This window comes from Agromyces subbeticus DSM 16689, assembly GCF_000421565.1.
GTDB lineage: Bacteria > Actinomycetota > Actinomycetes > Actinomycetales > Microbacteriaceae > Agromyces > Agromyces subbeticus.
Window position 1 is genome coordinate 69176 of the sequence record NZ_ATXG01000009.1, and the last position, 13004, is coordinate 82179.

Annotated in this window: 13 protein-coding genes; 7 read left to right on the top strand and 6 right to left on the bottom strand. The window is 69.3% G+C overall.

The features are described 5' to 3' along the window. Positions 1 to 70: 70 nt before the first annotated feature. Genes H521_RS0113065 through H521_RS0113075 form a run of 3 tightly spaced genes read left to right on the top strand, consistent with a single transcriptional unit; the run spans position 71 to position 1483 of the window. Positions 71 to 529, top strand: a complete 459-nt coding sequence (locus H521_RS0113065) for an Lrp/AsnC family transcriptional regulator (RefSeq protein WP_022893476.1) — start codon at positions 71 to 73, stop codon at positions 527 to 529. Positions 530 to 584: 55 nt separating this feature from the next. Further along, positions 585 to 1238, top strand: coding sequence for an ArsR/SmtB family transcription factor (locus H521_RS23240; RefSeq protein WP_022893477.1), 654 nt, complete (start codon positions 585 to 587; stop codon positions 1236 to 1238). Further along, positions 1235 to 1483 (top strand): hypothetical protein, encoded by a 249-nt coding sequence (locus H521_RS0113075; RefSeq protein ID WP_022893478.1) that lies wholly within the window; start codon positions 1235 to 1237, stop codon positions 1481 to 1483. Before H521_RS23240 ends, H521_RS0113075 begins: the two co-directional genes overlap by 4 nt. A gap of 49 nt (positions 1484 to 1532) precedes the next feature. Here the strand turns inward: H521_RS0113075 and H521_RS0113080 are convergent, their stop codons facing one another. Both H521_RS0113080 and H521_RS0113085 read right to left on the bottom strand, forming a co-directional pair. Beyond that, complete coding sequence (locus H521_RS0113080; protein WP_022893479.1) at positions 1533 to 2285, bottom strand: hypothetical protein; 753 nt, start codon at positions 2283 to 2285, stop codon at positions 1533 to 1535. A gap of 121 nt (positions 2286 to 2406) precedes the next feature. Next, positions 2407 to 4689, bottom strand: a complete 2283-nt coding sequence (locus H521_RS0113085; protein WP_022893480.1) for a polyribonucleotide nucleotidyltransferase — start codon at positions 4687 to 4689, stop codon at positions 2407 to 2409. Positions 4690 to 5022: 333 nt separating this feature from the next. On the opposite strand from H521_RS0113085, the gene H521_RS0113090 reads away from it, so the two are divergent. Then, positions 5023 to 5214, top strand: coding sequence for a DUF5302 domain-containing protein (locus tag H521_RS0113090; protein WP_022893481.1), 192 nt, complete (start codon positions 5023 to 5025; stop codon positions 5212 to 5214). Between the two features lie 6 nt (positions 5215 to 5220). On the opposite strand, the gene H521_RS25520 is transcribed toward H521_RS0113090, so the two are convergent. Continuing rightward, positions 5221 to 7332, bottom strand: a complete 2112-nt coding sequence (locus H521_RS25520) for a glycosyltransferase (RefSeq protein WP_022893482.1) — start codon at positions 7330 to 7332, stop codon at positions 5221 to 5223. A 197-nt stretch (positions 7333 to 7529) separates the two neighbouring features. Here H521_RS25520 and H521_RS0113100 point away from each other — a divergent pair, with 197 nt between their 5' ends. Together H521_RS0113100 and H521_RS23250 are read left to right on the top strand one after the other, a co-directional pair. After that, positions 7530 to 7736 (top strand): dodecin family protein, encoded by a 207-nt coding sequence (locus H521_RS0113100; protein ID WP_022893483.1) that lies wholly within the window; start codon positions 7530 to 7532, stop codon positions 7734 to 7736. Positions 7737 to 7812: 76 nt separating this feature from the next. Continuing rightward, positions 7813 to 8469 (top strand): DedA family protein, encoded by a 657-nt coding sequence (locus H521_RS23250; RefSeq protein WP_022893484.1) that lies wholly within the window; start codon positions 7813 to 7815, stop codon positions 8467 to 8469. Here H521_RS23250 and H521_RS0113110 read toward each other — a convergent pair. The 3 genes from H521_RS0113110 to H521_RS0113120 form a co-directional block, all read right to left on the bottom strand. After that, a complete protein-coding gene (locus H521_RS0113110; protein WP_022893485.1) occupies positions 8444 to 9073 on the bottom strand; it encodes an FMN reductase in 630 nt (209 codons plus the stop codon). The two genes, H521_RS23250 and H521_RS0113110, sit on opposite strands and share 26 nt — an antisense overlap. 1 nt (position 9074) lies before the next feature. After that, a complete protein-coding gene (locus H521_RS23255; RefSeq protein WP_022893486.1) occupies positions 9075 to 10223 on the bottom strand; it encodes an LLM class flavin-dependent oxidoreductase in 1149 nt (382 codons plus the stop codon). A 195-nt stretch (positions 10224 to 10418) separates the two neighbouring features. Then, positions 10419 to 11996 carry a M28 family peptidase gene (locus H521_RS0113120; RefSeq protein ID WP_022893487.1) on the bottom strand — a complete coding sequence of 526 codons (1578 nt, stop codon included), beginning with the start codon at positions 11994 to 11996 and terminating at the stop codon, positions 10419 to 10421. Positions 11997 to 12194: 198 nt separating this feature from the next. On the opposite strand from H521_RS0113120, the gene H521_RS23260 reads away from it, so the two are divergent. Beyond that, positions 12195 to 13001 carry a glycosyltransferase family 2 protein gene (locus tag H521_RS23260; protein ID WP_022893488.1) on the top strand — a complete coding sequence of 269 codons (807 nt, stop codon included), beginning with the start codon at positions 12195 to 12197 and terminating at the stop codon, positions 12999 to 13001. Positions 13002 to 13004: the final 3 nt, after the last annotated feature.

Below are 13004 nucleotides of genomic sequence, written 5' to 3' on the forward strand. Positions count from 1 at the left end.
CAACCAAGCAATGAGACATTGAGCATGTTGCATGGTTCATTGGGGAATGCGGGTGCTAACGTATGGCGTTATGACCGGTTACGACTCCGTCGACAAGGCCCTGCTCACCGCACTGGCACCCGATCCGCGGGCGACGGTCGTCGCACTCGCCGACCGGCTGGGGCTCTCGCGCAACACGGTGCAGGCGCGCATGGCCCGCCTCGAGGCATCCGGCGCCTTCCTCTCCTTCGAACGCAGCATGGATCCCGCGCCGCTCGGCTACCCCCTCGAGGCATTCATCGCCGTGCACGTGCGACAGAAACTGCTCGGCGAAGTCGTCGATGAGATCGCCCGCATCCCCGAGGTGATCCAGGCTCACGGCCTCTCAGGCTCGATCGATCTGCTCGTGCGCGTCGTGTGCCGTGACGCCCACGATCTGTTCCGCATCGACGGCGAGATCCTCGCGATCGAGGGCGTCGAGCGCACAGAGACGTCGCTCGCGATGGGCGAGCTGATCCCCTACCGATTGAGGCCGCTCCTCGATCGCTGATCCGAGTTGCAAACAAACCCTTGCAAAGGTTTCTTTGCAGCGGTATCTTTGCATCATGGATCACACGAACGACATCGAGGCCCAGCCCAGCAGCACGCGCCATCCCGGCGTCGATCACGTGCTCACGAGCGAGAGCCTGAAGAGCCTCGCCCACCCGCTCCGCGTGCGCCTCTACGACGAGTTGTCGTCGTACGGGCCGATGACCGCGAGCGGGCTCGCCGAGCGACTCGGCGAATCGAGCGGATCGACGAGCTACCACTTGCGCCAGCTCGAGCGCGCCGGCCTCGTGCAGGAGGACCGATCGCGCGGCAAGGGCCGTGAGCGCTGGTGGGAGCGGCGCCCCGGCTCGATCGCCATTCCCGACGCACGCGAATTGCGCCCGGGCAGCGCCGAGCGCCTCGCAGTGAAGTTCCTCGAAGAGGAGTGGTACCGGGCGCGGGAGCAGAACTTCCGCGAGTTCGTGGCCGACGGTGACGACGTCTTCGAGCCCGAGTGGCTCGACATCGCCACGAGCGACACGATCAACCTGCGACTCACGCCCGATCAGCTGCACGGGCTCGTCACCGACATCGATGTCGTGCTGAAGAAGTACATCGATGCCTACAAGCGCACTCCGACACCGGGTTCGCGGCCGGTGCAGATCCAGATCAACGCCTTCCCGCTCGTACGCGGCGAGGCGAGCGACGACACGCCGAAGGAACGATCATGAACACGGCATTCCTCTCCCCCGACACCGCGCTCTCCGGCACCACCGGGCTGTCCCGCAACGCCGGACTGCTCGCCGATTGGGCCGTGCGCAGCGGACTCCGCCTCGCCCGCTGGGGCATGCAGCGGGCCGCTCGCCGCAACGATCGCGACCGACTCCTGCGCCGCCTCGAGGCACGGGCCGCCGCAGAGACGGCGCTCGCCGAACGCGATGCGGCCTACCGGTCGTCGATGTACGGACTGCTGTAGGGCAGGCGGGCGCCCAGCGCCGCGAGCGCCGTCGTCGTGCTCGGGTGGCTCAATCCGGTGGGAGCCGTCGGCGCGCACCGCGGGCTCGCACGAGGAGGCACACCGCGAGCACCGCGCACCACAGCGGCACGCCGACGAAGAACACGAGCATGAGCACGATCCACGCGGCTCCGCCGACCACTGGCTCGGCCGCCGTCGCCATCGACAGCAGCGGGCCGACGATCGAGAGCAGCAGCACGATGGGCACCGGCGCCAGCACGTGCACCCATGCCGGCAGCAGCCGTCGCCGAACGGCGATGATCACGACTCCCAGCATCCACGCCGCGATCGCGAGCCGCGCGCCCGCCGTGGCACCCTGGGTGCCGACGAGGTGCATGACGAGGTAGCCTGTGCGTCCCCACTCCGGGTTCAGGTCGGCGAGGTGGGTGAGCGGCCCGGGGCTCGAGATGCGCAATGCTCCCGCGAGCACCAGGAGCCCCGCGCCGATGTACGCGGAGGCCGAGACCGCGCGGATGCCGGACGTGGTCGCGCCCGGCGGTTGCCGGGCGAGCAGCACCTCGAACGCCGAAGCCGCCACGACGAGGGCCGCAGCGGCGAGGAGCACGGCGATGCCCGACAGCACGACCGCGCCAGCGGAGCGCTCGAGGAATTCGAGACCCGCTGCAGGGTCATCGGTGTCGGCGAACCGATCGCCCCTGGTGAGCTCGAGCAGCGGTGCCGCGAGCCAGGCCGGGATGAGCACGAGCAGTGCGGTCGCCGCGACCGTGCTCGGGCCTCGAACCGACTCGGCACCGGCGGGCATGTGCCGACCGTATCACCGGGGGTTCGCGGGCGGCACGCGGTCGGGTGCGCATCGGCTGCACGAACGACGGATGCCCCGCCCGAATGATTCGGGCGGGGCATCCGTGTTTCGCGGTGGCGAACTACGCGTCAGCGCCCTCTGCGGGCTCTTCGGCGTGCGTGCCGGCGGTCTCGCGACCCTCGGTGTCGGCGTCTTCAGCCAGCACCGGGGCGAGCGACAGCTTGCCGCGGTCGTCGATCTTCGTGATCTCGACGAGGATCTTCTGGCCGACGCCGAGCACGTCTTCGACGTTCTCGACGCGCTTGCCACCGGCGAGCTTGCGCACCTCGCTGATGTGCAGCAGGCCGTCTTTGCCCGGGAGCAGCGAGACGAACGCGCCGAACGCTGCGATCTTGACGACAGTTCCGAGGAACTGCTCGCCGACCTCGGGGTTGGTCGGGTTCGCGATCGCGTTGACCTGGGCACGGGCGGCCTCGGCCGAGGGGCCGTCGGTCGCGCCGATGTAGACGGTGCCGTCTTCCTCGATGGAGATATCGGCGCCGGTCTCATCCTGGATCGCGTTGATCGTCTTGCCCTTCGGGCCGATCAGCTCGCCGATCTTGTCGACGGGGATCTGCACCGAGATCACGCGGGGCGCGGTCGGGGCCATCTCGTCGGGGCCGTCGATGGCGGCGTTCAGCACGGCGAGGATCGTCGTGCGAGCGTCTTTCGCCTGCGTCAGCGCGCCGGCGAGCACCGAGGCGGGGATGCCGTCGAGCTTCGTGTCGAGCTGGATCGCGGTGACGAACTCCGACGTGCCGGCGACCTTGAAGTCCATGTCGCCGAGCGCGTCTTCGGCGCCGAGGATGTCGGTGAGCGCCGCGTAGCGGGTCTCGCCGTTCACGGTGTCGGAGATGAGGCCCATCGCGATGCCGGCGACGGGCGCCTTCAGGGGCACACCGGCGTTCAGCAGCGCGAGCGTCGAGGCGCAGACCGAGCCCATCGACGTCGAGCCGTTGGAGCCGAGCGCCTCGGAGACCTGGCGGATGGCGTAGGGGAACTCCTCGCGCGTGGGCAGCACCGGCACGAGTGCGCGCTCGGCGAGTGCGCCGTGCCCGATCTCGCGACGCTTCGGCGACCCGACGCGACCGGTCTCGCCGGTCGAGTAGGGCGGGAAGTTGTAGTTGTGCATGTAGCGCTTCTTGGTGACCGGGCTCAGCGAGTCGATCGACTGCTCGAGCTTCAGCATGTTCAGCGTGGTGATGCCCATGATCTGGGTCTCGCCGCGCTGGAAGATGGCCGAACCGTGCACGCGGGGCACGACCTGCACCTCGGCGTCGAGCGGGCGGATGTCGGCGAGTCCGCGGCCGTCGATGCGCACGCCCTCTTCGAGCACGCGCGAACGAACGACGTGCTTCGTGACCGACTTGTACGCGGCGGAGACTTCGGCGTTGGCCGACTCGGGCAGCTCGCCCGCTTCGACCTTGGCGGCGACCTGCTCCTTGACACGAGCCTTGAGGGCGTCGTCGGCGTCTTGACGCTCGACCTTGCCGGCGATCTGGTAGATGCCCTTGAGCTCTTCGAGGGCGATCGCCTCGACGACGCTCTTCGTCGCAGCCTGGTAGGGCGGGAACGTCGGGTAGTCGGCGGTGGGCTTGGCGGCGGTCTTCGCGACCGACTGCTGCGCCTCGACGAGCTGCTTGATGAAGGGCTTCGATGCCTCGATGCCCTGCGCGATGACGGCCTCGTCGGGCTTGACCCCGCCGGCCTGGATGAGGTTCCACGCGTTGTCGGTGGCCTCGGCCTCGATCATCATGATCGCGACATCCTGCGAGCCGTCGGCCTCGGTGACCACGCGACCGGCGACGACCATGCTGAACACGGCGTCTTCGATCTGCGAGTACTTCGGGAACGCGACCCACTGGCCGTCGATGAGCGCGACGCGCACGCCGCCCACGGGGCCCGAGAAGGGCAGGCCCGAGAGCTGCGTCGAGAGCGACGCTGCGTTGATCGCGAGCACGTCGTAGTACTCGTCGGGCTCGATGGCGAGCACGGTGACGACGACCTGCACCTCGTTGCGGAGGCCCTCGACGAACGAGGGGCGCAGGGGGCGGTCGATGAGGCGGCAGGTGAGGATCGCCTCGGTCGAGGGGCGGCCCTCGCGACGGAAGAACGAGCCCGGGATGCGGCCCGCGGCGTACATGCGCTCTTCGACGTCGATCGTGAGCGGGAAGAAGTCGAAGTGCTCCTTCGGCTGCTTGGAGACCGAGGTCGCCGAGAGCAGCATGGTCTCTTCGTCGATGTAGGCGACGGCGGAGCCCTGCGCCTGCTGCGCGAGACGTCCGGTCTCGAAGCGGATGGTGCGGGTGCCGAACTTGCCATTGTCGATGACGGCTTCGGCGAACGTGATTTCAGGACCTTCCAAGAGGTCGTCTCCTTTGTTTACCGTCGCACCCCGTGTGGGCGCGACTCATACAGAGGAGCAGGAACAGGCATTACGAAGCGCATCGATCGATGCGTTCACGCTGGCCACCAGTAGAAGTCCACCAAACCGCACGGCTTGGTAATCCACCACAGGGGACCAGCTTCCTGCCGGCCTGCTCCAGACGATCGCCCGCACGAATCGCACGGGCAACCTCTCCCTATGCTAGCAGAGCACCCGTTTTCGGCCGGTGAACAGCGGATGTCGCGTGGCGCGCGCCTGCTCGGCGCACCCGGGCGTGCGCGTCGGTCCGACATCCGTGCCAGACTCGAATGCATGAGTTCCGACGAGCAGAAGACACCGGGCCCGTCCGACGAGGCGAAGCGCAAGTTCCGCGAGGCGCTCGATCGCAAGAACAACGCCGCGAAGAAGCGTTCAGGTGAAGCGCACCTCGATGGCGGCGGCGCCGCTCAGCACACGCAGGGGCCCGCCGACCACAAGCGCGAGTTCCGTCGCAAGAGCGGCTGATCCCGCTCACTCGGTCGGCACCGCCGACGGGCGCACCCGCTCGACCGCCGACGGCGATGGGTTCCCGGTCGGCGCGATGACGGGCAGCAGTGCTGCGCGCTTCGGTTCGCGCCCGTCACCCGCCGCACGGCCGCGGATCCGGCGGCGCATCCAGGGCAGCGCGTGGCGGCGCAGCCATTCCAGGTCTCCGACCGACGTCGCCGACGGGTCGTCGCCGACGTCGTGCATCGCGTGCTCCAACGCGCCGAGCTCGATCGCGTCGGGCACGCCGAGCAGGCGTGCGGCGGCGTAGGCGATGCCGCGATGGCCCGCCGCGTTCAGGTGCACCCGGTCTTCGGCCCACCGCTCGTTCCCCGTCAGGTCGGGGCGAGCATCGAGGTCGAGCAGCATCGAGCCCGAAGCGGCGGCGAGTTCGCGCAGCCGCGCGTTGTAGATCGTGAAGCGGCGCGCGAAGAGGCGAGACGCCGGCCGCTGCGGCATGAAGGCCGTGACGAGCAGTACGTCGCAACCGGTCTCGCGAAGCTGCGTCACCGCAACGCCAAGCCGCGCCGCCAGTTCTTCGGCATCGGCCCGTCGCCCCACGAGGTCGTTCGCACCGATCAACACCGAGACGAGGTCGGCGCCGAGCGCGGCCGCCTGCGGCAGTTGCACGTCGACCGCATCGCGCACTCGACGGCTGCGCACGGCGAGGTTCGCGTATCGCACCGGCTCGGCCGCGGGGCTCGTGACGGCGAGGAGCGCTGCGAGGCGGTCGGCCCAGCCGCGGTACTCCCCCGCCGGCATCCGGGAGCCGTCGCAGAGGCCTTCGGTGAGCGAGTCCCCGACCGCGACGTAGCGCGTCCAGTGCAGCGCGGCCGGCCGCAGTGGCGCAGATCCCGGCGACTCGGGCGACTCGGGCGACTCGATCGTCGCGCGCACGGTGAGTTGCGGCGGCGTCGGCGGCTGCGCGGTCGGGAGTGACGGCGGCGACACTGTCGACGACCGCCCCGCGGCATCCGGGGTGAAACCCCGCCTGCCACCGAGCACCTCCTCGTAGTGCCCGATGAGCTCGTCACCGAGGCGGTCCCAACCCCGCCCCGCGACCGAGGCGAGCGCCTGCTCGCCGAAGGCGCGGCGCTTCGCGTGGTCGCCCGTCAGGTCGCGCACACGCTCCCGCAGGTCGTCGAGGTCGCCCGGCCGGTACAACCACCCGTTGACGCTGTTCTGCACGAGATCGAGTGGCCCGCCGCGCCCGGTGGCGACCACCGGCACGCCGCTGGCGAGCGCCTCCTGCACCGTCTGGCAGAAGGTCTCGCTCTCGCCGGGGTGCACGAAGACGTCGAGGCTCGCCATCGAGCGTGCGAGTTCGTCGCCGCCGAGGAACCCGGTGAACACGGCCGACGGCAGCATCCGCTCGAGCGCCGGGCGCGACGGGCCGTCGCCGATGACGACGAGCCGCACGCCGGGCAGCTCGGCGATGGCGCGCAGGTCTTCGACCTGCTTCTCGGGCGCCAGCCGGCCGACGTAGCCCACGATGGTCTCGCCGCCCGGCGCGACCATCTGGCGCCACGCCGAGTCTCGCCTCGTCGGCGAGAAGCGCTCGGTGTCCACGCCCCTGCGCCACAGCCGCACGCCGTCGACCCCGAGCGACTCCAACCGATCGACGGCCGAGGTCGACGGTGCGAGCGTCAGCGTCGCCCGGCGATGCAGGCGACCGAGGTGCCGGGTGAGCGCGGGCGCCGCGCCCGGCACGCCGTATCGCTCGGCGTACGAGGGGATGTCGGTCTGGTAGACCGCGACCGACGGGATGCCGAGCGACTCGGCCGCGAGCACTCCCCGCCAGCCGAGCACGAACGGCGAGGCGAGATGCACGACGTCGGCTTCGTGCGCCCGCATCACTGCGGCGAGGCGATTGGCGCTCGCGAGTGTCACCCGAACGTCGGGGTAGCTCGGCAGCGGCATCGACGGCAGGAGCACGGCGCGGGCACCGTACAGCGAGTGGTCGATCGGTCCGGAACGCGGAGCGATGACGAGCGCGTCATGGCCACGACGCTCGAGGTGACGCAGCGCCTGCAGCAGCGAGTGCGTCACCCCGTTCATGTGCGGGAGGAACGATTCTGCGAGGAGGACGACCTTCACGCCTCCAGCGTGAGGCTCGCAGCACCGTTCGATCGACGAAATCCCACCCGAACCCCGAGGGTTCACCGATTCGTCGAGCGCCGTTCGCACGGCCGCCGCTTCCCCGTCGAGGCGCGGATTGCGTCAAGCCCTCGCTTTCGGCGGCGGTGCAGCGGATGATGGGCGAGTACGCAAGGCATCGTTCAAGGAGGAATTCCATGGCTTCCGTCGCACGAATCACCACCATCTCGGTTCGCTCGGAGACGAGCTTCGAAGACGCGGTCGCGGCCGGCGTCGCCCGCGCATCGGAGACGCTGCGCAACGTGAGCGGCGCGTGGGTGAAGGAGCAGAAGGTCGAAGCGACCGACGGCAAGATCACCGCATGGTCGGTCGTGCTCGAAGTGAGTTTCGTCCTCGACGACTGAGTCGACGACTGATCGCGCGCGGCTCGTCGTCGCCTCGCGACATCCGCCGTTCACCTCGCCCGTCTAGAACGGGGGCATGGACGACGCGTGGATCGGCGAACTCGCGGCATCCGCGTGGCTCGTGCCAGTGCTCTTCGCGCTCGTCGTGGGCGACGCGTTCCTCGTCGTGCTGCCGAGCGAGACGGCCGTCGTGGCACTCGCCGCGCTGTCGGCGACGACGGGATCGCCATCGCTCATTGCGATCGTTCCTGTGGCAGCGGTCGGCGCCGCCGTCGGCGACGGACTCTGCTACCTGATCGGGCGACGGGTCGGCCTCGATCGCTGGAAGTGGCAGCGCACGAGTCGCATCGGAGCCGCGATCACGCGAGTTCGTGCCGCGGTGCACCGGCGCACCGCCGTGCTCGTCTTCACGGCTCGGTACGTGCCATTCGCCCGCATCGCCGTGAACCTCGCCGCCGGGGCGGGCCGCGTGCCGCTGCGCAAGTACCTGCCGTTGTCGATCGCGGCCGGCATCGCCTGGGCCGGCTTCAACGTCGCGATCGGCGCGATCGTGGGCGAGTTGCTGAGTGACTCGCCGCTCGTCGCGATCGCGATCTCGGTGCCCGTCGCGATCGTGCTCGGGCTGGTCGTCGACCGCGTGGTCGCGGGCCTCGATGCTCGACGCGCATCGAGGCCCGCGGGGTCAGCCGGAACCGAGCCTGGCCCGCTCACTCCCCCGTCAGACCGCCGATGAGGTGACCGAACGGGCGGTCGAGCGCGAACGGGTCGCGCACGCTCGTCGAACGGTCGCTCGATGCCACGAGCGCGGCGAGTTCGCCGGAGGCCCGGTCGATGCGAGCCGGCAACGTCTTCACACTGTCGGCGGATTCGCCCCAGTCGCCCGTGGCGGCGAACACGCCAGTGGGCACCACGATCGCGTGCAGGTAGGTGAACATCGGCCGCAATGCGTAGTCGAGCGCGAGCGAATGCCTCGGCGTGCCGGCCGTTGCGCCGATCACGACGGGCAGGCTCGTCAGCGCGGCGCTGTCGACCACGTCGAAGAACGACTTGAAGAGACCCGAGTAGCTCGTCGTGAAGATGGGCGTCACCGCAATGAGTCCGTCGGCTCCCGTCACGGCCTCGATGACGGCTTCGAGCTTGGGGCTCGGAAAGCCCGTGAGCATGTGGTTCATGATCTCGGTCGCGACATCCCGGAGTTCGAAGGTCTCGACAGTCGTGTCGATGCCCTGCTCCGCGAGCTTGGCGACCGTCGAGTCGCTGAGCTTGTCGGCGAGCATGCGGGTCGACGACGGCTGGCTGAGCCCGGCCGAGACGACCGCCAGTGTGCGCGTGGTCATTTCAGGCTCCCTTCACGGCTGCGGCGCCGAAGGCGGCGCCCCTCGGTGCCTCGTTCGCGCCGCCGACGGCCTTCGCGGCGTTGCGCGCCGCGACGAGCGAGTCGTGCGTCGGGGCATCCGGAACCGTCGCCGGGCGGTTCTTCGCGAATTCGCGCCGCAGCACGGGCACGACCTCGGAGCCGAGCAGGTCGAGTTGCTCGAGCACGGTCTTCAGCGGCAGGCCGGCGTGGTCCATGAGGAAGAGCTGACGCTGGTAGTCGCCGACGTAGTCGCGGAAGCCGAGGGTCTTGTCGATGACCTCTTGCGGGCTGCCCACCGTGAGCGGGGTCTGCGTCGTGAATTCCTCGAGGCTCGGGCCGTGCCCGTAGACGGGTGCGTTGTCGAAGTACGGGCGGAACTCTCGCACCGCGTCCTGCGAGTTCTTGCGCATGAAGACCTGGCCGCCGAGGCCGACGATCGCCTGCTCGGCGGTGCCGTGCTCGTAGTGCGCAAAGCGCTGGCGGTAGAGGGCGACCATGCGCTGGGTGTGCGATGCCGGCCAGAAGATGTGGTTCGCGAAGAAGCCGTCGCCGTAGTAGGCGGCCTGCTCGGCGATCTCGGGGCTGCGGATCGAGCCGTGCCAGACGAATGGCGGCACGTCGTCGAGGGGTCGCGGCGTCGACTGGAAGCCCTGCAGCGGGGTGCGGAAGCGGCCGTCCCAGTCGACGAAGTCTTCACGCCACAGGCGGTGCAGCAACGCGTAGTTCTCGAGGGCGAGGTCGATGCCCTGGCGGATGTCCTTGCCGAACCACGGGTAGACGGGGCCGGTGTTGCCGCGGCCGAGCATCAGGTCGACGCGGCCGTCGGCCACGTGCTGCAGCATCGCGAAGTCTTCGGCGATCTTCACGGGGTCGTTCGTCGTGATGAGGGTCGTCGAGGTCGTCAGCTGGATCTTCGACGTCTTCGCCGCGATGTAGGCGAGGGTCGTCGTGGGCGACGAGGAGAAGAAGGGCGGGTTGTGGTGCTCGCCGAGGGCGAAGACGTCGAGGCCGACCTCCTCGGCGTGCTGCGCGATCGTCAGCACGTCGGTGATGCGCTCGTGCTCGCTCGGGGTTCGTCCCGTCGTGGGGTCTTGCGTGATGTCGCTGACGGTGAAGATTCCGAACTGCATGGTGCCCTCCTGGGCTCATCCTCGTGGGAGTTCCGTATTGCATGCTTTTGCATACATCTGAGCAAACGGATGCCTCCTGCACAGTATTCCCGATCGATCAACCCCGCACCTTCGCCGGTGCATGCAGCGCGCGGGCGCACGAACGGGCGGGCAGGCCCATGGCCTGCCCGCCCCTGATACCGCGCTCAGCCGGTGTCAGTCGATCTCGTCGTGCTCGTGGCCGTGGTCGGGCGAGAGCCCGCCGCCGCCCGGCAGGTTGACCGTGCCCTCAGGGCCGCCCGGCGCCGGCAGCATGAAGTTGCCGGGCACCTTCTTGCCGACCACGCCGTTCACCGTCTCGGTGGAGTACGCGTAGGTCAGCACCGCCGTCGCGATCGCGTCGGTGTTGACGTCGAGCGCATCGAGCGCGAGGTTGTCGATCGTGTCGCACACGAGGTGGTAGCACGGGTCGTACTGCGCTCCCGCGGTGCCGCCCCAGATCGCCGCCTGCTCCTCGGTCTTCACGACTTCGGCGCCGGTGAACAGGCCACCGGCCGGCACGCCGTTCTGGATGAACGCCTGGTAGTCGCTGCGCCCGCTGAACTGCGCGTCGTCATATGGCACGCCCGCCCAGGTGTAGTAGCTCTCGAAGAGATCCTCGATCTGCGTCGAGCCCTCGGGGATCGGGACGCCCTCAGGAGCCTCCCAGCCCGACTCGTCGCCGTCGTACACCATGAAGATGTAGTTGGGCGAGGCCACCATGTCGAAGTTCAGGTACAGCGCGACCTCGTCGAGCGTGCCTGCTGCGACTTGGTCGGCGACGTAGGCCCGCGAGCCGAGCAGTCCGCTCTCTTCGGCACCCCACCATGCGAACCGCAGCGTGTTCTCGGGCTTCAGCTTCGACACCTGCTGTGCGATCTCGAGCAGCGCCGACGAGCCGCTGCCGTTGTCGTTGATGCCGGGGCCGGCCTGCACCGAGTCCAGGTGCGCTCCGGCCATCACGACGTTGGCGTCGTTCTTGCCCGGCAGCTCGGCGATCACGTTCACCTGAGGCCGCGACTCGGGCGAGGAGACCACCACGTGGGCGGTCGAGCCCGCTTGCGCGAGCGCGGCGCCGTCGGCGAAGCTCGCCCCGACGACCGGGATGCTCAGCGGAGTCTGGTTGACGCCGAACAGCGTTCCCGTCAGAAGCCCCGACCGTAGTTCGGTGTTGCCCTGGTTGAACATGATGACGGCCGCAGCGCCCGCCTCTTGAGCGTTGATCGCCTTCACGCCGAATTCGCACGTGCCGCGCTGGATGAGCGCGATGGACCCGACCGGGAAGCCGGCGAAATCGCTGTCTTCGCAGCCGCTCGTCACCGGATCGCGCGGGGGTGCGAGCACGATGTCGACCGGAACCACGTTGCCGGTGATGTCCCCGTAGCCCGTGCCGGTGAAGACCGCCGACTCGTACTCCGCCGCGATCGGCGAGAGCTGCTCGAGGACCGGCGGTGGCACGTAGGTGAAGTCGAACTCATCGAGCTCGACGTTCCACCCGGCGGCCTCGAGCGTCTCGACGACGTAGTCGACGCTCTCGGTGTAGCCGGTGGTGCCGGCTGCACGGTTGCCGTCGTTGGCGTCGGCGATGGCCTGCAGGGCCTGCTGATGCTCGAGCACGCCATCGACACGAACACACTCGAGAAGCTTCTCGTAAGTGTTGTTCGTGCGGTTGTCGCACCCCGCACCCGATGGCGCCGCCATCGCCGCGCCGGTCGGTACGAGCGCCAGCCCGGCGATCGCCGCGGTTGCGATCACCGCCGTTCGGGCGCGTCTGGAAAGTGTTGCAGATGGATACATCGTCGTCCCTTCCGTGACCGGTACGTCCCCATTGACCCCGGTTCGCGGGTCAGCCTATGTGTTCTCCATGCGCGCGCGACAGTCCCCGTTCGAATTCGGCGGCCACGACGCAGCGAAGCTGCGTCGAGACGGGATGCGATGGCTAGACTCGCCGTGATGGGCACGATTTCGGTCATCATTCCGAGCTTGAACGACGCGGAGTACCTTGCCGCCTGCCTCGACGCGCTCGTGCGGCAGCAGCGGCCGGCCGATGAGATCATCGTGGTCGACAACGGCTCCGCGGATGCCACGGCCGAGGTCGCGACGCGGGCGGGCGCGCGGGTGGTGCGCGAGCCGCAGCGCGGTATCTGGCCGGCGACGGCGGCAGGCTTCGACGCGGCATCCGGTGCCGTGCTGGCACGACTCGACGCCGACTCCCTGCCGGCCCCCGACTGGATCGTCGAGATCGAACGACGCATGAGCCGACCCGACCGGCCGGCCGTCGTCACGAACGGCGGCACCTTCTACGGTCGGAATGCGCTCGTGCGCTGGGTGGCGCGCAACATCTACATCGGCGGCTACTTCACCGTGATCGGCGCGCTGCTCGGGCACCCGCCGATCTTCGGCTCGAACTACGCGATTCGCGCCGACGCGTGGCAGGAGCTCCGGGGAATCGTGCACCGCGACCGCGCCGACCTGCATGACGACCTCGACCTTGCGTGGTGGATGCAGCCGGGCATGACGGTCGTGCGCGATCGCGGGCTCATCGTCGGCGTCTCTGCCCGGCCATTCGACACGCTCGGCGGACTCGGTCGCCGGCTGCGCATGGCCTTCCACACCCTGTCGGTGGAATCACGTGAATGGCCGCCCCTCAGACGGCGCGCCGACCGCCGCCGCGCGCCCGCGTGGGTGTGGGCGGCGGCGATCGAGTCGCCGGGCAGCCAGGCCCGCGATCGCGAGGGCGACGAGCCGCTGCCGGCTTGAAGC